This window comes from Mucilaginibacter sp. P1_A3 (genome assembly GCF_056406855.1).
Genome location: NZ_JBFTZJ010000007.1, coordinates 171,370 through 191,640, shown reverse-complemented (window position 1 = coordinate 191,640; position 20,271 = coordinate 171,370). Strand labels below are relative to the sequence as shown.

Here is a 20,271-nt window from a genome sequence, read left to right as displayed (position 1 = left end):
ATGGGGTAATAGAATGTTTTTAAAATATATATCGTTTAAACGCTTCCATCGCTTCGTACTCAGCAAGCCCTAAACGGTCATAACGTTTTGCGGTATCGCGTGTTCTGTCTTCAGCCCTCACCCAAAACTCGCGTGCATCATCACCCGGGAACACCGGACGGTCTTTTTGCGACTGGTGTTTGAAGATGGCGTTCCGTTTGCGGATCACCTCCTCGGGTGATAAAGGCACCGACATTTCAATCTCGTGGGTCTCAAACTCATGCCATGCCCCGCGGTACATCCACAGCCAGCAATCCTTTACCCAGTCCTCGGTCGCTTTCAGACGGTTAAGGGCGGCCAGGATAATGTTGAAACACACCAGGTGCGTACCATTCGGATCGGCAAAATCACCGGCAGCAAAAATCTGCTGCGGTTTTATCTTTTGAAGCAGGTCGATGGTTAACTGGATGTCTTCCTCGCCCACGGTGTTCTTCTTGGTTTTGCCTGTTTCGTAAAAAGGCAGGGCCATAAAATGAATATGGTCATCGCTTAAACCCGCGTAACGGGCGCCCGAGATGGCCTCGGTTTTACGGATAAAACCTTTCACATCCCGGATCTCGCGGGTATCGATCTGGTTAGGCTGTTTCTGCGGGAAAAAGGCGCGCATCTCCTCGTATAAGGAGGTTAGATGACCGTTATCCTCGCCAATGCTATGGGTAAAATCAATGGCGAACTCCATGTAACGCAATACATCATCATCCCAAACGGCGGTATTGCCCGAGGTCTGGTAAGCTACATGCACATCATGTCCCTGGTCTACCAGGCGGATAAACGTACCTCCCATAGAGATCACATCATCATCGGGATGCGGGGAAAAGATCACCGAGCGTTTCTTGGCCGGCAAAGCCCTTTCCGGGCGCTGGGAATCATCCGCATCGGGTTTACCACCCGGCCAGCCGGTAATGGTATGCTGGATCTGGTTAAAAATATCAATGTTGATGTTGTAAACGGGCCCCTGCTCCACGGCAAGCTGTGCCATGCCATGGTTATTGTAATCCTCTTCGGTGAGTTTCAATACCGGTTTGCCGATGGTATCGGCCAGCCAGATCACCGCTTTTTTCCTCAGGACTTTATCATCCCAGGAACAATCTTTCACCAGCCACGGGGTATCAAAACGGGTGAGCTCGGAAGCGGCCGCCTCGTCCAATACAAACTCCACATGATCAGAGAGCTGCAGGTAGGTAGCCGGTACCTCGCCCGAGATTTCGCCTTCCACGGCTTTTTTGATGATGGGGGCTTTCTTGGCGCTCCAGGCCATCAGGATGATCTCGCGGGCTTTAAAAATAGTACCGATACCCATGGTGATGGCTTTGGTAGGCACATTGGCCTTGCCGCCAAAATCACGGGAAGCATCATTGCGGGTCAGGTCATCCAGGGTAACCAAACGGGTACCTGAGTTGGGGGCAGAGCCCGGCTCGTTAAAACCGATGTGACCGGTACGGCCAATCCCCAGGATCTGGAGGTCCAGGCCACCTAATTCCTCAATCTGGTGCTCATAAGCGAGGCAGAAAGCGGCTACGGCATCTTTATTCAGGGTACCATCGGGAATATGCACATTGGCGGGTTCAATATCCACATGGCTAAATAAATTCTCGTACATGAAAGTAACATAGCTTTGGGCGGCATTGGGCTTCATGGGATAGTATTCATCCAGGTTAAAGGTGATGACATCCTTGAATGATAAACCTTCCTGCTGGTGCAGGCGCACCAGTTCGGCATACACGCGCACGGGGGTAACCCCGGTAGCCAAACCCAGCACCGCTTTTTCGCCTTTGCTTTGCTTGTCGCGGATGAGCTTTGCTATCCTTGATGCTACCGCAATTGATGCTTCCTGCTGGGTGCCATAAACGGTTACCGGCAGCTTCTCGTACCGGGTTTCTTCCAATAAATTTAATCGAGCCATGGGATGGGGTTGAATTTGGTTGAAAACAAATATATCAGATATTTACTTAGTGCGCCTATTATTTTAACTTTTGTAAATGCCCAACAAGTAGTAATTTAACCGGATGTTACCTTTTAATCCAAATTTGCAGCAGCTTTTCCATATCGCCCAAAAAACGACTAAAATTGGGATTGGTTTAATGTCGGGAACCTCGCTGGATGGCTTGGACATAGCTTTGTGCAGTTTTACAGGTAACGGTTTGCAAACCCGGTTTAAGTTATTGCAGTTTATCACTATTCCATACCCGGAAAGTTTTAAAAGTGAAGTACAGCTGATATTCGCCCGCAAGACTATCGACCTGGAAAAGTTGACTGTTTTAAACGCTTATATTGGTAATTACCATGCCGACCTGGTGCTTGAGGCACTTTCAAAATGGGAGATAGCGCCAGATACGGTTGACTTTATAGCAAGCCATGGACAAACCATTTATCATGCACCTAAAAGATTGCATAAGCAGGCGGATTATCCTAACGCTACCCTGCAAATTGGCGATGGCGATCACCTCGCTGTAAAAACAGGGATATTGACGATTAGCGATTTCAGGCAAAAGCACATCGCTGCAGGTGGCGAGGGGGCGCCGCTGGCATTATATGGCGATGTGTTATTAGGTAGCAAACCCGGCGAAAACAGGGTATTGCTTAATATCGGGGGCATTGCCAACCTAACCTATTTACCTGCTGATGGCGACACTACACATGTGTTATGTACGGATATTGGCCCGGGGAATACCCTCATTGATGCTGCCTGCCGCAAATATTTTAACAAGCCTTATGATGAAGATTCCAATATTGCCAATAGTGGTAATGTAATTGATGAATTAATGGGGGCTTTACTTGGTCATCCATTTTTTGATGAATCGGCTCCAAAAACTACCGGCCCCGAATTGTTTAATTTGAGTTTTGTTGAAAACGCACAAATTAGTTCGGCAACTGAGGGAATCAGTCACGAAGATCTGGTAGCTACTTTAAGTGAGTTTACTGCAACATCTGTCATCAATTTTATAAAAACTAATATTAAAACTGCTGATCTTAAAATATTTGTAAGTGGCGGCGGCGCCAGGAATCCTTTTGTGATGGCCCGTTTAAAAAAAGCTTTTGGTAACATTGAAAACACCAACAGTCTTGGTATTGACCCGGACGCTAAGGAGGCTATTTTGTTTGCCCTGCTTGGTAATGAGGCTTTGTGCGGCGAGCCTATGCATATTGGCAAAAATCCAAGAGTCTTGATGGGGAAGTTTAGTTTCGCGGTTTGAAAATATTTATCAAAACAAAAGATATAGTTCCTTACTTTAGAGGTATATGCTACCCCTACTCATTTCCGAACAAATACGAAAGGCCGATGCATTTACTATTGCTAATGAGCCTATCACTTCCGTAAACCTGATGGAGCGGGCCTCTAAGGCATTTGTTGGCTGGTTCATCAATCATTTTCCAGATAGGGCTTTATCCATATCCTTTTATTGTGGTACGGGCAATAATGGCGGCGATGGGCTGGCTATTGCACGCTTGCTGAATGAACACCATTATAAATGTATAAAAGTTGTTATAGCCCGCTTTAGCGATAAGCAGTCAAATGATTTTACTATTAACCTGGGGCGGCTAATACAAACAGATATTCCTATTACAGAAATAGACGCTGGTGGCGGCATCCCAGATGAAAACAGCGCTATAATTATTGATGCCTTATTAGGAACCGGCTTAAATAAACCCCTTGCAGGTGACTATGAACGCCTGGTAAAACATATCAATAATTTAAACAGTACGATAGTTGCAGTAGATGTACCCACCGGATTTTTTTCGGAAGGGGAAGTTGACCCGAACGCAACGGTTATAAAAGCCGACCTTGTAATTACTTTTCAACAACCGAGGATCAACTTTTTATTGCCGGAATCTGCGCTACATATTAACTGCTGGGAGGTAGTAAACATTGGACTCAGTGAAAAATTTATACGCGATTTAAACTCTTCCTACCAGTTTGTGGAGGAAAAGGACATTCGTCGTATTTTGAAACCGCGGCACCGTTTCAGCAATAAAGGCACTTACGGGCATGCCCTTATTATTGCCGGGCAGGCAAAAACAATGGGCGCAGCATTACTTTGCGCGTCGGCCAGTGCTCATGCCGGTGCGGGATTGACAACAGCCTGCGTTCCAGATAGTGGTTTAGTGGCCTTAAATAGCTATTTGCCCGAAATTATGGCCATCGTTCGTAACGAAGATGAACAGCCGGAAATTGAGTGGGATAAATTTAACGTCATTGCCGTTGGCCCAGGCTTAGGTAAGGGGGCGGATGCCGTTGAATTATTATCAGCCATCATCAAAAACTATAAAAAGCCATTAGTAATTGATGCCGACGCGCTTAATTTATTGGCTGCGGATACCAAATTATTAAAAGCGATACCCGCTGGAAGTATTTTAACGCCGCATATGAAGGAGTTCGATCGCTTATTTGGCGAGCATAAAAGCTGGTGGAAGAGATTGCAAACCGGAATAGAACAGGCGAAGAGCCTTAATATTTATATCGTATTAAAAAACGATTATACTATAATAATAACACCCGACGGTAAATGCTATTTTAACCCAACGGGTAATGCCGCAATGGCGTCGGGGGGTATGGGTGATGTGCTTACCGGGGTTATTGCCGCTATGCTGGCTCAAAAATATTCTCCTTTAGAGGCTTGTTTGATTGGGACATATGTTCACGGTAAGGCTGGTGATGAACTCGCCCTGCCAAACCGCCTCAATGTTATTTTACCGGGTAAGCTGGCTGCTCAGCTTCCGGCTACCATGGCAAAATTAATGGCATAAAAAAGGGATGCAAGTATCGTACATCCCTCTTTGATTAACTATTAACTGATCTTATAAAGAACAAAATACTCATGTTTATGAGTTAGATCTATCACTTTAATTTTCGTTACTTCACAGGTTCTTTTTAATCTAACTGGTTATAAGACGTCTCTACCGTCCTAATAGTTACAAAAAAACGAATAAATGGTTTGGGTTATTGTTAAATAACCATTAAATAATTTACAAAGTGCATATTTCTTTAACAAATATTGTGAAAAATAGCTGGGAGAGCCTTGAAAAGGGGAGTTTGCAGCCCGGTCATCCTTTCAGGAACATGGTGATATCCACACACGGGGATGGCAATATAGGTATGGCTACTGTTATTTTAAGAGCAGTTTCTGCCCATGATAGCTTGCTTATATTTTATACCGATGTGCGATCAAATAAGGTGTTTAATTTGCAGAATAATAATAGCATTAGCATGTTACTTTATAGTGATGCCGATAAATTGCAACTTATATTAAAGGGAAATGCTACTCTTCATAATCAGGATGATGTTACTGCCGGGCATTGGGCCGCTTTAACAAATCAGGGCAAAAGATCATACATGGCGTATCCTGCCCCGTCATCAAACATAAATGATCCGGCTGATGGATTGGAGTACATCAATAATGATACCTGGAATGATGCACTAATAGCGGGGTATCAGAATTTTGCAGTTATAAAGGTTGCAGTTAACTTAATGGAATATTTGAAACTAAGCCAAACCGGGCATCGCAGGGCAAGCTTCAATCTTATAAAAAATAGTTGGATGGGTAGCTGGCTGGTGCCTTAGTACTTGCCAAGAACCATCATTTGGTCCATCGTTGGGTTAACACTACCGCCCCGTGGCTCCAGGGTTACTGCAAAGGCATCGGCGGAGGCAATTGATTTCATCTCCTTAATATCGGTAATGGTATCTCTTTTGGCATCAAATACGCCAAGATCAACCGGTTTGCCACCTACAAGTGCCCAAAGCTGGTACTGATGTTCCTTATCATTTTCAGGCATTTTCATATTTGCCATGTCGATAACTACTTTTTTCCGCCCCGGGCTAAACGCAACGGTTACAACCGATGAGGGGGTTTTGGCTGTGCCTTTTAAATGAATCAGCTTATATGAAGTATCACGAAAAACAGATAATTCCTTATCCATCAGGTTAACCCTGTTGGCAAAATGCTGCTTATCAAGCTGCAATGCAACCAGCAGATTGTTTGAATCCTGTAATTTGCTGTAAACGCTTACCAAAGCAATGGTGCTGGCTATTAATAGGGCAAGACTTGCTGCGAAGGCATATTTGTAGAAATCATTTTCTTTTCGCGCAGGTAAGGGTATTATAATCTCGTCTTCTTCATCTGCAATATCGGTATCATCTTCAACATCAGTATCGGTATCGGTATGCCGGGGGGCGGCGGTAAAATTTCTGTCATCACCTAAGTTGGTAAGCAGGCTGCCTAAAACCCGGCTGCGTAAATTTTTTGAAGGCTCAACCTCATTTTCTTTTGCATACAGTTCCATTGAGCGCTCTATTCCATCCAGTTCTGTTTTTATTTCCGGATATTTTGAAGCCATCTCTTCCACCTGTCGCTTTTCGTTGGGGGTTACATCCCCCAAAACGTAAAGTTCCAGAATGCCTGATTCTATATATGCCTTTATCTCTTCCACTTTCAATTAAAATATTTTCTGAGCTCCTGTATGCCCATTCTTAACCTGGTTTTAATGGTACCCAAGGGGATGCCTAACTCTTCGGCAGCTTCCACATGCGTGAAGCCTTTAAAGTAAACCAAATCGATAATCGATTTTTGATCGGGTTTTAGTGACTGTACCAGTTCTTTAACGCCCATTAACTCAGGTTTGTAAACTGTACTCCTTTGCGAGTCTATGGAAGTTACGTTATTTTCAATCTCCTGGTTTTTGTTTTGATTCTTAAAGTCTTTTGATCTGATTTTATCAATGGCGAGGTTACGTGCAATATTAACCATCCAGGTAAATAAGCGTCCTTTTTCGGTAGTGTAGCTTGAAAAGGAATGCCAGATTTTTACGAAAGTTTCCTGTAAAACATCTTCCGCTATTGCGGTATCAATAACAATGCGTGAAATAACACCATACAATGATGATGAATACATATCATAAAGCGCTTCAACGGCGATCTTTTCATGATTTCTCAATGCAAGAACCAGTTCTTCTTCAGAAAGCGATATTTTATGTTTTTTACTCAACTTGGTGAATATATAAAGGATTTTCTACAAATCAAACAGGTGTTTTTCTGCATGATAGGATGAACGAACCAATGGTCCGCTTTCCACGTACTTGAAACCCTTATCAAGGCCAATTTGTTTTAAATGAGCAAATTGATCTGGATGAATCCAATCGAGTACCGGGTGATGGTTCCGTGTTGGCTGTAAATACTGGCCAAGTGTTAAAATATGTACACCCGCTGTTAACAGATCATCCATAGCCTCTAAAACATCTTCTTCAGTTTCGCCCAGGCCAAGCATTATGCCCGATTTTGTGCGAAGGCCGGCTTCAGATACGTGCTTTAAACACTCCAGACTACGATCATATTTGGCCTGGATGCGCACTTCTTTGGTAAGTCGCCTTACGGTTTCCAGGTTGTGTGAAACTACCTCGGGCCGGGTTTCCAGGACGCGGGCAAGGTTATCCCAGTTACCCCTGAAATCAGGAAGTAGGGTTTCTAAAGTAGTATCAGGGCTTTCGCGGCGGATGGCATTTATAGTTTCGGCCCAGATGATAGAACCACCATCTTTAAGGTCGTCACGATCAACAGAGGTGATAACGCAATGTTTCACCTGCATTAGTTTTACAGAAGTGGCTACACGGTTAGGCTCATCAACATCAACAGCTAAGGGCCTGCCGGTTGCTACGGCGCAAAACGAGCATGAGCGGGTACAAATATTACCCAATATCATAAAAGTAGCTGTACCGGCTCCCCAGCACTCGCCCATATTGGGGCAATTACCACTCTCGCAAATAGTGTGCAGTTTATGTTCATCAACCAAACCGCGCACGTGTGCGTATTCTTTTCCAATTGGAAGCTTTACCCTCAGCCAATCTGGCTTACGTTGTACCTGGCTTACTGCGGGAACTACCGGCAATTCAATCATGTTACAAATGTAGTTAAAAACCGTATAACCAATTATAGGGTTACGGCCTGGTTGTACGAATTATTACAGAACACTGATGTGACTGACATCCAGCCGGAGGTGTTCGCTTTTATGGATGTACACACCCGATTTTGATTTTATTAAAAACAACCCGCTTATAACCAGGTACTTAAGTGTTCGTGAAATGTGCGGGTGTTTTTGGAGGTATTTTATTGTTTTTGAATATCAGCAAGTTATATATTTTCCTGAAAAAAATCCGAACACCCCGAACACTTGATTTATAAAAATCCGAACACCTGTTTTACTTCACAATCTGTACAAACAAAAAATAGCCCCGGAATGATTTGCCGGAACTATTTTTTATCAATTATAAGTATTGAAATTATATTTTGGCCTGTTATCAGCTTAAAACCGATAGCGCTTCTTCCACCGAAATTGCGCCGTGGGATTGATCAAGCACACACTCGCCATCCTTAATAAGCAACAATTGCGGCGACTCATGATGCACCTGGAAAAGTTGTGCTACCAAACCCGATAGTTCGCGGTGTTTGATGAGATCCAAAAAATAAAGGGGCATATCTTCGGGGAGGTCTTCCCAATCAAGCTCAAAACGTCTTTTGGCCATCATACTGATGGAGCAACGTGTACTATGTTTAAATATCAGGCTATGGCCCTGGTGTTGTTTTATCTCGTTAAGTTGATCTGCCGATTCAAGCGGTATCCAATTCATAAAAAAAATATATATAGTGAAAGAGTCAGGAATCAAGAGTTAAGAATCAAGACAATTGTAATGGTAATCTGCACAATGCCTTATGCATCTGCTTAAATACTCCAATTATCTCAATTCTTACTTTTAAGTCCCGGCTCCAATCATAACGTTATTATAACACCAAAACTGATGATAGTTTTTAAGGAGCTGCAAAAAATGACATTTGCCTGTTACCGGCCGGCTTTAGGATATGATCCGTAAGCGGGGCATAATTTGTTTGAGCATGATGATATGCTGCCAATTACCAGGGCTATAATAGCTATGTAAATTATTTTTTTCATCGTTTTAACGCAATAGTTGTTTAACGCAAATTAACTGTTTAAAGTTGCGGCAAGCGCTGCCATTTTTATAGCAGTAATTGCAGCTTCATCACCTTTATTGCCATGTTTGCCGCCTGCGCGGTCAATGGCTTGTTGTTGGTTATCAGTTGTTAATACACCAAATATAACAGGTTTTGAATATTTTATGGCAACATTACTTACTCCGTTTGCAACCGCGTTGCAAATAAAATCAAAATGCCTGGTTTCGCCTTGTATCACACAGCCTAAGCAGATCACTGCATCCAACTTACCGCTTTTTAGTAAAAGATCGGCGCCTGATGTGAGCTCAAAGCTGCCTGGTACGGGATGCACAAAAATATTTTCTGGCAGTGCGCCGTGGGCAATCAGGCTATTATAAGCGCCCTGGTAAAGTGCGTTGGTGATCTCTGCATTCCACTCAGCTACAGCAATGCCAAAGCGGTAGGCCGCGGCAGACGGGATTTCGGTGTTTGAAAAATCTGAAAGGTTTTTTAATTGTGTAGCCATTTTTTTATTTCGGATTTCGGACGTTCGATTTGGAATTTATTTTTTTTATTTCGGAATTGAGCGTTCGGATTTTTTATTAGCTGTTTGATATAAAAAAGAAATGTTCGATTCCTGATTCGTGCAAAGGTAATATTACCAATTCACAAATCCGAAATCGAACATTCGAAATCAAAAAATCCGAAATCAATTATAATTTCGCTTCGGCACGAGCTATATACTCGTCTATATTTTGTGCTTCTGCGCTTTCAGGATATTCTGTTTTTATCCTTTTGTAAGCCTCAACAGCAGATTTATTGTCTTTAGTTTCTTCGTAAACAAGACCCAGCTTCTTTAAATAAAGAGGCGATAAAAACTTGTTTTTTGCTTTATCAACAGCCTTGCTAAAAGAAGTTGCTGCTTTATCGTATTCTTTTAACTCTACATAAGCATCACCGGTGTTGCCAAGAGCTTCGGCAGCAACCATACTATCATCGCCACGGTAGCTGTCTAAGTTTTCAATGGCTTTGCGATATTCACCTTTGTTTAAATAAGCGGTACCTAAATAAAAATAAGCAAGGTTTGCAGCTTTAGTATTGCTGTAATCGCTGATGATCTTTTTAAAGCCAGGGTAGCTGGCATCACCATTAATGGCTTTATCCCAGTCTTTTTTGGCCCAGAAATCCTGAGCTACGTACATTTGATTGGTAGCAGTAACTTCACGTGGACCTAAATACAATTTCAGGTATAAAAAATAAATTGCGATGAGAGCAATAACGGCTCCACCGATAAATAATAAGCTCTTTTGGTTCTCGCGTACGAAATTGCTGCTCTGTCCCAAATTGGTTTCTGTTGCTGCAACTTTGGTATTCGCCTGGTTTTTTGACATTGTTATAACAAAATTAAGTTTGCAAAGTTACGGTTTTCAAAATTTCTGGCAATAGCTTTTGTGTTAATTCTTTAGGGTATGTTTTTTTAGTGGTTTTGCGCCGGGGGCGGTGAGTGGAGAATGGTTGATTGGGTGAGTGGTTGGGTGCCTGGCTCGCAGGCGTTTTATGCCTGTTTCACCCTTATTTTACGCCATGTTGTTTTAGGCCGCGTTTAGTTTATGTTAAACTACGACAAGCGCAAAGCTCTCAAAATTAATTACTTGCATCTTGAAATAAAAATCCGTTCCTTTATTATGCTGATCGGCATGGCTGAAGAATTGCAATTTTACGCCTTCGTCAAGCTTTCTGGCATTACCGAAAATTTTTATGGTACTAATAATCAATTGCCTGGAAATTGAACTACAACTATTACATACCAAAGGAGCCCTGTTTTAAGAATGTGATACATTCTGTTTGGCAGGTTGATGTTTTCCATCTCTTTCAAAAGGAATACATTATACCCAAAGGAGTAGTAGAAGTTATTTTTAACTTTAGTGACAGCGCTTCTATCCCGGCTCAATTGGGCAGTAAATTACAGTATTTATCAAATTGCTTTATTAGTGGATTTAACACAGCGCCCATACAGCTCCATCTTCCAAAGCAACAGGTTTTTTTTGGTGTCCTGTTTCAACCTTCGGCGGTAAAAGAGATTTTTAAAGTACCTGCCTGCGAATTGTTAAATATTACGGTCGACTTAACCCTGCTTGATTCAACTTTTCAATCGCTTTGGCACCAGCTTGCCGAACAAAATGATTTTGATGCCCGGCTATCTGTTTTTCTTGCCTGGCTGAGGCGGAATTTGGTTGATTGGCAACCCCGGGAACAATTAATGAATAGTTTTATATATGCGCCCAATCAATATGATTCATCCGTAACAGCGCTGGCCAATTCATTATGTTACTCGCCCCGGCATTTATCAAGAAAACTTTTTGAAGCAACGGGAATGAATACCGAAGAAATTTTGCTTTATAAAAAATACCTCCATGCGGTGGATTTAATTCATCTGGGTAATTTATCACTGACGGAAATTGCTTTACAAAGCAACTTTGCCGACCAATCGCATTTTATCAGAACTTTTAAGGCTTATGCAGCAATAACACCCGGCGAATACAAACGGAACATGAGCAATATCAAGGGGCATATCTATGAAGATGTCCGTTAAATACAATTCTGCGGCTTATTGGCGAAGCATCTTTGCAGAAAAAAAACATGAAAACAATATTCTTATTTGCGTCCATCAGTATTGCCAGCGGGCTGCTGTTTGTAAACCTTTATACTTCTTTGGTTGATGCGAGGTCGTGGGGTGGCGACATTCCTAACTCTATAGCTACAGCAAGGGAGTATTTTAAAACGGTAAGTCCGGGTAACTTTTTCAGACTAATTTCGCCCGTTAACCAGGTATTGGGCCTGTTGGTTCTGATCCTTTTTTGGAAATCGGCTCCGTCTATCCGGCTGTGTTTAGGGGCTGCTTTTGTTTTATACATTTTAGCGGATGTATTCACCTTTGCTTATTTCTATCCTCGTAATGACATTATGTTTAAAACTGCGCAACTCAGCGATGTTGATTTGCTTAGAAAAACAGTATCAGAATGGAGTTCGATGAACTGGATCCGCTCCTTGATTATCCTGGCCGGGCTCTTTTTCTCTTTTGTCTCGCTGCATAAAATTGGCGAAATTTTGAAGGTGAAATGACGTTTTAAAGGTTTGTCGTCCTGGGTATTAAAATCGCTGGAAACTCTGAAAGGAAAATGACGTTTGAAAAGTTTGTCATGCTGAGTTTTAAAATTCGTTTTGGCCTCTGAAGGAGAAAATGATGTAACAAAAATGGCTGTCATCCTGAGCCTGTCGAAGGATAGTGGGCAAAGGCCTCTCCGCGCGAGTCTTCGACAGGCTCAGACTGACAGGCCCACACGCCTCAAAATCCAATACGTCATGGTAGGAACGAAGGATCTTCTTCGCCCTGCTCTTCGCCGACTTTTATAGTGAAGAAGATCCTTCACTGCGTTCAGGATGACAAAAAGTTTTTTTAGCCAATATGTTATAGTTAAGAACGAAGGATCTATTCGCAGACTGTAAAGGGCGGAGAAGCATGGCGAATAACAGATCGTTCACTATCGTTCAGGATGACAAAGGAAATTCGAATGCCGAAGCCTCTTGCTTATAAAGGAGCGCAAAGCTCAGCACTTCACCGTTTTTTTCTTTTTGCCGAGTGATCCGCGGTCTTTTACCTTGTTTATATAGTCAATGGCATCGGGTACTTTGCAGCTGGTGCCGTTGGTATCAACATAAACAGGGCCAATTTGGGCGGCGGCGGCCATGGCTTCGTTGCTGAGGCTGCTGATGTAGCAGCCTACATTTATTACAAAAATATTCATGCGTGATCTTACCCTGTTGGCCGCAGTATGGATGTTTTTTATCACCCTGGCCAGCAAAGCGCGGTATGCATCCAAATCCAGGTCGCTATCTGCCTTTAAGGCACTGAGGTTGCCTAGGGTTGACCATCCTGCCGCCGCGATATGGTCATGTTCACTATCTATCCATTCCATAGCCAGTTCAAAACCGTAATTGCTGCCCGCAGCCACCCATGGTACTGTATATTCGTTAATGTTATTGGAGAGGGCCTGCTCTGCCCAGGTTTGCAAATCGGCCTTCGTCATTTTGGTATCATCGGTAACAAGGCCGGCCAGGGACATGGCATCGGCATTGCCGGTGGCGTAAAGCTCCTTAGCCAAAGGGTAATCTTTCTTTACCTTTTTTTGGATGGTTTTTAAATGCTCAATCTTTACACCAAAAAAAGGTTCTTTAACGCCATGCTTTAACAGAATGTTTTTGATGCTTTCGCTGCCATGCGCTTGCAGGTCGGCCATAATTTCGGTTACAGTCATTACTAAGCAGTTTAAATAATTGATTTAAAAATACCTATTTTCAATTATTAAAAATACCCCGACTATTAAAAATTTACACCGAAACAATACCCAATAATTTATCAATGCTGCTGGCCAATGCCCTGTCCTTATCAGTAACGATATTGCCCTTATCATGAGTAGAAAGCCAAATTTCGACTTTGTTCCATTCATTTTTCCAGGTAGGGTGGTGATTGTTCGTCTCTGCCAACAGCGCAATACGGGTCATAAAAGAAAATGCTTCCGAAAAATCCTTAAATACAAAAGCTTTATAAAGCTTGTTGTCAATTTCCTGCCATGCCATAATTTTATTACCTCCTGTTGCTTAACAGGTGAGTTGATAACATGTTTCATTAAAAACTTTTTGTCATCCTGAACGGAGTGAAGGATCTATTATTCGCCATGCTTCTTCGCCCTGTAGAGTGTGCGAATAGATCCTTCACTCCGTTCAGGATGACAAATCTTTTAAGGGTGTACAAACAGCAGTTCACACCTTATCCAGCTGTAATCAGCGCCATTCCGGTTTCGTCAATGTGCACATGGCAATCGGCGACAGAAATATGATGTTTAAATTTATTGATAGGTTCAATCCAATCGCGGGAAGTAAAGACCGGCGCGTGGATGTTTACAGAATCGACCAGTATTTCTTCACCATCCAAAACCAGGCGCCAGCACAGATCCTGGTCATTACTCTCGGTATTAAAACGTATTTGGGCAAGCGCCACTTGTTTGTTCATGTTGCAAATTGTGATGGAGGCAAAACGCTTGATTGGTGGGATTAGTATTTAGGTGAGCAGGTTTTAAGTGAAAGGATATATAATTGATACATATTATATTAAAATAGTTTATTACTGAGCATGCGGCTTCCAACGGATTAAAATCCGTTGTTACAATATGAGCCGGGGCCACGCCCCTGGGTTATTTAGAGGAATAATGTTGGGCCTTTTAAAATGTAACCATGCCCCTTGGTATGCGTCTTCAGGATGCTTGTTTCAAAGAGAGCCTGAGGGGACTAAAGAGAAATTCGATTTTCAAGCCGGGTTAATTATCTTTTTTTCATAGAGCCATCGGCTCGAAAATATTGTAACAACGGATTTTAATCCGTTGACCATAGTCCAAAAGGAAAATGAGTGCCGTAGGCACGGCGCATCTCTTTTAATAGAATTTGGCCTAGCCCTCCTTCTATATTATCGTCATGTTTTTCTTATATAAAAGTATTATATTGCCCTTATATCTAAATCGCTATCAATGTTTCATAATAATATTTCCTTTGTTGCCTGTTTTTTATCAGGTACAATTCTTCCCGTAGGTATAGTACCCCAACAAGTCGATTTTTTAGCTATTTGAAATCAATGGGCGTTTCAAATAAGCCCCTCAAAATGTGTGTAAGACCGCACTCGATCTAATGATGTTAATTAAAACTTTGTGATGCAAAAAATATCAAGTACACTTACCTTCTTTTTTTGTTTGTTTTTAATGTCCCAGGCAAATGCGCAAATTACCAGGGAGAAAGGCTATCTGATTAATGGTACTATAATAGGTATAGACACCGGTGTTGTGCGCATGGTTTCAAACAATTTGGATGTAATAGATAGCGCAATCATTGTGAAAGGTAAATTTGTTATGCGAGGAAAAATAGGGTTGCCCGATAGAAGGTCATTTTTGATCGCGCCGGGAAATTGGGCATTCCGGGGTTTTGTAGAGGATACAGTAATATCATTTGCATTGATACCTCGGACGCTATGCACCAATATTCCGGAAAGAAAGATTACCCGATGATATGGCAAATCAAAGAAACGGGATCTAAACTATCTGATATTTACACCAAATATCAAAATGAAACAGGACAGACATACTATCTTTCCCTTGTTAAAAAACTTAAAACAGCTCACCCTGACTCCATTGTTAATATCAAGAACAAAATAGATTCTATCCACGAGCTTCTGATAGTTAAGGCAAAAAAATGGCTTGAAAGTTATATTCAGCAATACCCTGCATCTACCGCCGGGATTTACATGTTTAATGAATTGTGCAGTACATTATCTGATATCTCGCCAACTTATTTGCAGTCCGTTCTTAATCAATTTTCAGGTTTAGCAAAAAGTTCCACTTATTATGAGGCGTTAAACAAAAAATTGGCAAACTTAGAAAATAAGCAGGTAAATAACCTTGCACCTGATTTTACGCTGTTAAAAAAAGATAAAACAAGATTTACGCTTTCTGCCACTCGTGGAGACTTTACAATGATAGACTTTTGGGCAAGCTGGTGTGTGCCCTGTAGAAAAGGTATTCCTAACTGGAAAAAAGTATATGCAAAATATCATCAAAAAGGGTTTAATATCATAAGCGTGTCTGACGACAGGAATTGGGATAATTGGATACGTGCGCTTGATAAAGAGAAAATGCCATGGTTACAAGTTGTTGATGAATATCATTCAAAGAGCTCAGCAGGTAGGGTGGGTGAATTATATGGAGTAAGCTTTTTGCCTTTTTTTGTATTACTGGATAAAGAAGGCAAAGTGATTCTTGCTTCAGGTGATGAAGGTGTAATGACAAAAAAAATAGAGGAAGTTTTGCAATAATATACGGCGCATGGGTTATATCCTTATCTTATGTGTTATAAAAAAGCCTAACTATTAATAGCAAGCAGTAGCCGCCAATTATTCAATTTATTCAATGAATAAACTAAGCAAAAGTAATTCTATTTTAATGGTCGTTTAATCATCTTTTTTCCTCAGAGCCATCGGCTCGAAGATATTGTAACAACGGATTTTAATCCGTTGATCATAGGTCAAAATGAAAATGAGTGCCGTAGGCACGGGGCATATCATTTAAGATGATGCCGATATTTTTCACTTCGTGGATGCTAAATAACAGTTAACCGGCCAGGTATATGGGCCGAACCTATGGTTCTTTCTGTATGCTGCTTCTTTTTCAACGGATTAAAATCCGTTGTTACAATATAAGCCGTGGCTACGCCACTGATTTATTTAAAAGAATAATATTGATTTCCTTAAGCACTACTACTACTTTCACTCCCAACCCCGCGTAAGGGATTGACGTGGATACCGGCCAAAGCGCGTAAGGCCTGCAGGCGTATGAACAAAAAGCCCGACCCGCTCCTATCGGCGGGTTACGCCATTATGGGTGAATGGTGAATGGTGATTGGTGAGTAGTTAAGTGGGTTGAACTTTTGTTAGCAAAAAGGTTAAATTATTTAAAACATAGGTAGCCGGTGGGAGTTCCCAACCTAATCAACCTAATCAACCTAATCAACCTAATCAACCTAATCAACCTAATCAACCTAATCAACCTAATCAACCTAATCAACCTAATCAACCTAATCAACCTAATCAACCTAATCAACCTAATCAACCTAATCAACCTAATCAACCTAATCAACCTAATCAACCTAATCAACCTAATCAACCTAATCAACTTAATATTCCATTTGCAAATCAATTCAAACCAAGCCAAAAACCTTACCTTTGTAACCCCATGTATTTGCAGCAACTATCAGTTATTAATTTTAAAAATTACGAAGAGGCCGAACTTGTTTTTAGTGAGGGTGTTAATGCGTTTACGGGTAATAATGGCGCGGGCAAAACTAACCTGCTCGATGCTATACATTACTTATCTTTATGTAAGAGTTATTTTAACCCGATAGATAGTCAGCAAATAAAACAGGGGACTGATTTTTTTATAATTACCGGGCTTTTTAACAAAAACCAACAGAACGAAGCCGTTGCCTGTTCTGTAAAACGGAATCAGAAAAAGCAGTTTAAGCGTAATAAAAAAGACTATCAGCGCCTGGCAGATCATATTGGTTTATTGCCGCTGGTGATGATATCGCCGTATGATACCAGTATTATTACCGAGGGGAGTGAGGAGCGCCGTAAGTTTATTGATAATGTGATATCGCAAACGGATAACCATTACCTGGATGAATTGATTACCTATAATAAGGTGTTGGCTAACCGCAATGCCTTATTGAAATTGATAGCCGATACCGGCCGTTATGATCCTCATTTGCTGGAGGTGCTTGATGAGCAGTTGGTACTATCGGGCAATAGAATATATGAGCGACGCAAAGCTTTTATGGAGGGTTTTACTGCTATTTTTAATAAGCACTATAGCTTTATAAGTGATGATGCCGAGCTGGTTGAACTGGTGTATGAGTCGCAATTAATTCAGGACGACTTTGCCGCCCTGTTAAAAAAGACGGTTGAGCGGGATAGGGTGCTGGAGCGTACTACGGTGGGGATTCATAAAGACGACCTGCAGTTCGGCATTCACGGTATGGCCATGAAAAAATTTGGATCGCAGGGGCAGCAAAAATCCTTTTTAATAGCGCTTAAGCTGGCGCAGTATACTTTCCTGTATCAGCAAAAGGGTTTTAAACCATTGCTGTTGCTTGATGATATTTTTGATAAGCTTGATGATGAGCGTGTTACCAAGTTGATGAAGATGGTAAGTAACAATGATTTTGGGCAGGTGTTTATTACCGATACCAGTGTGAGCCGTGTGGAGCAGATATTTGCCAAAATAACTGTGGATGTAAAATTGTTTAATGTAACTAAAGGAGCTATCGATGCGTAAAACTAACGACAAACCATTAAAAGAGGCCATTGAGCAGATGCTTAATGTGTATAAAATTAAGCGCCGGTATGATGAAACGGCCGTTGTGGCAGCATGGCCAGAGCTGGTGGGTAAATCGGTAGCCAACCGTACCAAGGAGTTGTTTATAAGAGACAGGAAATTGTTTCTGCGGATAGAATCGTCGGTTATAAAAAACGAATTGATGATGATACGTACCCAGATAATTGATAAGATAAACGAAGAGGCAAAGGGAGTTTTAGTAACAGAGATTGTTTTTTTATAAATTCAGGCATAAAAAAACCGGTGTTCCCGGTTAAATAGTGTTTTTATAAAAAAGCCCCGCTGGTGTTGCAGGAGTGATTATCTGCCTCTTGAAAAACGAAAATTACGAGAACGTACATGCTGTTTTATGCCCATATCATCGGTTATGAGCGAGTATACAAAAATAAATACTCCTGGAATTATAAAGGCTAACTGCACTTCGGGGTGCACCCTGTAAAGCAATATGGAAGCTGTAATTAAACACACCACTACAAGGGCGTAAATGATTGATTTTAATAACAGTTTCATAATATTTATGCTTTAGAAGGAAAAGGTTACGTTTAATTTTTAATGCGAGGCTAAGTAAACCCCGTTTTGTAAAGTTACAAACCTTAAAATCAAATAACAAACAAACAACTAAATAATTTACGGATGTAATATTGATGTTACACCCGTAAATTGTTGATTGTTAGAATTTTTCGAAAGCCGAGAAGAAGAAGCTGCCTTCAAGAGCGGCGTTTTCATCAGAATCTGATCCGTGAACGGCGTTTGCATCAATTGATTTTGCAAACAGGTTGCGGATGGTGCCTTCTTCTGCTTTAGCAGGATCAGTTGCGCCAATCAGCTTGCGGAAATCTTCAATTGCATTGTCTTTCTCCAATATAGCTGCTACGATGGGGCCAGATGACATGAAGCTAACCAGGTCTTTATAAAAAGGACGCTCTTTGTGTACTTCATAAAACTGACCAGCTTTTTCCGGGCTTAAGTAAGTGTATTTAAGCGCGATGATTTTAAAGCCGCTTTTGGTTATTTTATCTACAATTGCACCAATATGCCCGTTTGCTACAGCATCGGGCTTTATCATGGTAAAGGTTCTGTTAGTTGCCATTATTTTTAATTGTTTCTTTGTGGGTAATGTTTATCGCAAGCATATTCTATTGTTTAGAAGTAGCTTATGATATTTTATCTGTTTGTTTAAAATTGGCGCAAAAGTAGCGTTTTACATCTGTATGATAAAGCTTTTTGAATTAAATTAGATGGTTTGTATTTAATTTATTTATTTAGCTTTGCAACTCTTTTTTAAAATTGATGTTAGATTTAGCCGCGCTTAAGGAACTTTTAGCAAGCCCTCAAAAAATAGTGATCACTACCCATCATAAACCTGATGGAGATGCTATGGGTTCGTCTTTAGGTTTATATAATTATTTAATACAGCAGGGGCATCATGCCACCGTTGTTGCGCCTACCGATTACCCCGACTTTTTAAGCTGGATGCCCGGCAACGATGGGGTAATTATATATACCGAGCAACCCGAAAAGGCTGCCACGCTTATTGCCAATGCAGCGCTTATATTTTGCCTTGATTTTAATGCTTTAGGCCGTATTAACGAAATGGGAGCTTTGGTTGGCGAGAGCAAGGCCTATAAAATAATGATTGATCATCACCTTGAGCCAGAGGATTTTGACGATTACAGGCATTGGAATATAAACGCCTGCGCGACTGCCCAGCTTATTTATGATTTTATAGTTAATGAGCTGCACCATAAAGAGCTGGTGAATAAAGATGTGGCTACCTGCCTTTATACAGGCATCATGACCGATTCTGCCTCTTTCCGCCTGCCAAATACAACATCAACCGTACACCGCATAGTAGCCGACCTGATTGATGCGGGCGCTGTGAACTGGAGGATACATGAATTAGTATACAATAGCGCGTCAGAAAGCCGTTTAAGGTTCCTGGGGCATTGCCTTGCAAACTGCCTTGAAGTTTTGCCCGAATACAATACGGCCATAATATCCGTTAATAAAGAAGACTTGGAGAAATACGATGTTGATACCGGCGATACGGAGGGCATTGTAAACTATGCGCTATCAATGGCCAGCATTAAGTTAGCTGCATTTATAGTAGAGCGTAAGGATAAGGTAAAGCTTTCGTTACGTTCAAAAGGAGAATTCCCCGCAAATGAAATTTGTAAAAAATATTTTGGTGGTGGCGGTCACCGCAATGCTGCCGGCGGATTCTCAACAGATAGCCTTGAACAGGTTGTACAACAATTTAAAACCCTATTACCCGAATATAAAAAACTATTAAAACAATAA

At 41.4% G+C, this 20,271-nt stretch carries 22 protein-coding genes; 10 read left to right on the top strand and 12 right to left on the bottom strand.

Annotated features, from left to right (window positions below; translation table 11 throughout):
- Window positions 1-19: 19 nt before the first annotated feature.
- Window positions 20-1,942 carry a glucosamine-6-phosphate deaminase gene (gene nagB / locus AC1D0K_RS16215; RefSeq protein ID WP_477391882.1) on the bottom strand — a complete coding sequence of 641 codons (1,923 nt, stop codon included), beginning with the start codon at window positions 1,940-1,942 and terminating at the stop codon, window positions 20-22.
- 103 nt (window positions 1,943-2,045) lie between these two features.
- On the opposite strand from nagB, the gene AC1D0K_RS16210 reads away from it, so the two are divergent.
- The 3 genes from AC1D0K_RS16210 (at window position 2,046) to AC1D0K_RS16200 (ending at window position 5,599) form a co-directional block, all read left to right on the top strand.
- Window positions 2,046-3,233 (top strand): anhydro-N-acetylmuramic acid kinase, encoded by a 1,188-nt coding sequence (locus tag AC1D0K_RS16210; protein ID WP_477391881.1) that lies wholly within the window; start codon window positions 2,046-2,048, stop codon window positions 3,231-3,233.
- Between the two features lie 46 nt (window positions 3,234-3,279).
- A complete protein-coding gene (locus AC1D0K_RS16205; protein ID WP_477443470.1) occupies window positions 3,280-4,785 on the top strand; it encodes an NAD(P)H-hydrate dehydratase in 1,506 nt (501 codons plus the stop codon).
- Window positions 4,786-5,035: 250 nt separating this feature from the next.
- Window positions 5,036-5,599: a pyridoxamine 5'-phosphate oxidase family protein gene (locus AC1D0K_RS16200; RefSeq protein ID WP_477391879.1), complete on the top strand. Its 564-nt coding sequence runs from the start codon at window positions 5,036-5,038 to the stop codon at window positions 5,597-5,599.
- Here AC1D0K_RS16200 and AC1D0K_RS16195 read toward each other — a convergent pair.
- From AC1D0K_RS16195 to AC1D0K_RS16170, 6 genes are all read right to left on the bottom strand, one after another.
- A complete protein-coding gene (locus tag AC1D0K_RS16195) occupies window positions 5,596-6,468 on the bottom strand; it encodes an anti-sigma factor (RefSeq protein WP_477391878.1) in 873 nt (290 codons plus the stop codon). The genes AC1D0K_RS16200 and AC1D0K_RS16195 overlap by 4 nt on opposite strands.
- A 2-nt stretch (window positions 6,469-6,470) precedes the next feature.
- Window positions 6,471-7,022: an RNA polymerase sigma factor gene (locus AC1D0K_RS16190; protein WP_295712080.1), complete on the bottom strand. Its 552-nt coding sequence runs from the start codon at window positions 7,020-7,022 to the stop codon at window positions 6,471-6,473.
- 24 nt (window positions 7,023-7,046) lie between these two features.
- Window positions 7,047-7,928, bottom strand: a complete 882-nt coding sequence (lipA, locus tag AC1D0K_RS16185) for a lipoyl synthase (RefSeq protein WP_477391877.1) — start codon at window positions 7,926-7,928, stop codon at window positions 7,047-7,049.
- Between the two features lie 400 nt (window positions 7,929-8,328).
- Entirely contained in the window at window positions 8,329-8,658 is a 330-nt protein-coding gene (gene ytxJ / locus AC1D0K_RS16180; protein ID WP_295712087.1) for a bacillithiol system redox-active protein YtxJ, read from the bottom strand.
- Window positions 8,659-9,008: 350 nt separating this feature from the next.
- Window positions 9,009-9,503, bottom strand: a complete 495-nt coding sequence (ribH, locus tag AC1D0K_RS16175; RefSeq protein ID WP_295712090.1) for a 6,7-dimethyl-8-ribityllumazine synthase — start codon at window positions 9,501-9,503, stop codon at window positions 9,009-9,011.
- Window positions 9,504-9,690: 187 nt separating this feature from the next.
- Window positions 9,691-10,368: a tetratricopeptide repeat protein gene (locus AC1D0K_RS16170; RefSeq protein ID WP_477443468.1), complete on the bottom strand. Its 678-nt coding sequence runs from the start codon at window positions 10,366-10,368 to the stop codon at window positions 9,691-9,693.
- A 395-nt stretch (window positions 10,369-10,763) separates the two neighbouring features.
- On the opposite strand from AC1D0K_RS16170, the gene AC1D0K_RS16165 reads away from it, so the two are divergent.
- On the top strand, window positions 10,764-11,570 hold the full coding sequence (locus AC1D0K_RS16165) for a helix-turn-helix domain-containing protein (RefSeq protein WP_477391875.1): 807 nt from the start codon (window positions 10,764-10,766) through the stop codon (window positions 11,568-11,570).
- 47 nt (window positions 11,571-11,617) lie between these two features.
- Window positions 11,618-12,100: an anthrone oxygenase family protein gene (locus AC1D0K_RS16160; RefSeq protein WP_477391874.1), complete on the top strand. Its 483-nt coding sequence runs from the start codon at window positions 11,618-11,620 to the stop codon at window positions 12,098-12,100.
- 485 nt (window positions 12,101-12,585) lie between these two features.
- Here the strand turns inward: AC1D0K_RS16160 and AC1D0K_RS16155 are convergent, their stop codons facing one another.
- From AC1D0K_RS16155 to AC1D0K_RS16145, 3 genes are all read right to left on the bottom strand, one after another.
- Entirely contained in the window at window positions 12,586-13,293 is a 708-nt protein-coding gene (locus AC1D0K_RS16155) for a DNA alkylation repair protein (protein ID WP_477391873.1), read from the bottom strand.
- 73 nt (window positions 13,294-13,366) lie between these two features.
- Entirely contained in the window at window positions 13,367-13,615 is a 249-nt protein-coding gene (locus AC1D0K_RS16150; protein ID WP_477391872.1) for a 4a-hydroxytetrahydrobiopterin dehydratase, read from the bottom strand.
- A gap of 190 nt (window positions 13,616-13,805) precedes the next feature.
- Window positions 13,806-14,048: a hypothetical protein gene (locus tag AC1D0K_RS16145; RefSeq protein WP_477443688.1), complete on the bottom strand. Its 243-nt coding sequence runs from the start codon at window positions 14,046-14,048 to the stop codon at window positions 13,806-13,808.
- Between the two features lie 691 nt (window positions 14,049-14,739).
- On the opposite strand from AC1D0K_RS16145, the gene AC1D0K_RS16140 reads away from it, so the two are divergent.
- From AC1D0K_RS16140 to AC1D0K_RS16125, 4 genes are all read left to right on the top strand, one after another.
- A complete protein-coding gene (locus AC1D0K_RS16140; protein WP_477399861.1) occupies window positions 14,740-15,090 on the top strand; it encodes a DUF4369 domain-containing protein in 351 nt (116 codons plus the stop codon).
- A complete protein-coding gene (locus tag AC1D0K_RS16135; RefSeq protein WP_477399863.1) occupies window positions 15,087-15,893 on the top strand; it encodes a TlpA family protein disulfide reductase in 807 nt (268 codons plus the stop codon). The genes AC1D0K_RS16140 and AC1D0K_RS16135 overlap by 4 nt, the downstream gene beginning before the upstream one ends.
- Before the next feature lie 916 nt (window positions 15,894-16,809).
- Window positions 16,810-17,910, top strand: coding sequence for a DNA replication/repair protein RecF (gene recF, locus AC1D0K_RS16130; protein ID WP_477393891.1), 1,101 nt, complete (start codon window positions 16,810-16,812; stop codon window positions 17,908-17,910).
- Window positions 17,903-18,193 carry a DciA family protein gene (locus AC1D0K_RS16125; RefSeq protein ID WP_477393887.1) on the top strand — a complete coding sequence of 97 codons (291 nt, stop codon included), beginning with the start codon at window positions 17,903-17,905 and terminating at the stop codon, window positions 18,191-18,193. The genes recF and AC1D0K_RS16125 overlap by 8 nt, the downstream gene beginning before the upstream one ends.
- A 77-nt stretch (window positions 18,194-18,270) precedes the next feature.
- Here AC1D0K_RS16125 and AC1D0K_RS16120 read toward each other — a convergent pair whose 3' ends face one another.
- The gene (locus AC1D0K_RS16120) at window positions 18,271-18,480 is read right to left on the bottom strand and encodes a hypothetical protein (protein ID WP_295715485.1); all 210 of its coding nucleotides are present in this window, start codon (window positions 18,478-18,480) and stop codon (window positions 18,271-18,273) included.
- A 160-nt stretch (window positions 18,481-18,640) separates the two neighbouring features.
- On the bottom strand, window positions 18,641-19,060 hold the full coding sequence (locus AC1D0K_RS16115) for a nucleoside-diphosphate kinase (RefSeq protein WP_295715487.1): 420 nt from the start codon (window positions 19,058-19,060) through the stop codon (window positions 18,641-18,643).
- A 200-nt stretch (window positions 19,061-19,260) separates the two neighbouring features.
- On the opposite strand from AC1D0K_RS16115, the gene AC1D0K_RS16110 reads away from it, so the two are divergent.
- Window positions 19,261-20,271 carry a DHH family phosphoesterase gene (locus tag AC1D0K_RS16110; protein ID WP_477393884.1) on the top strand — a complete coding sequence of 337 codons (1,011 nt, stop codon included), beginning with the start codon at window positions 19,261-19,263 and terminating at the stop codon, window positions 20,269-20,271.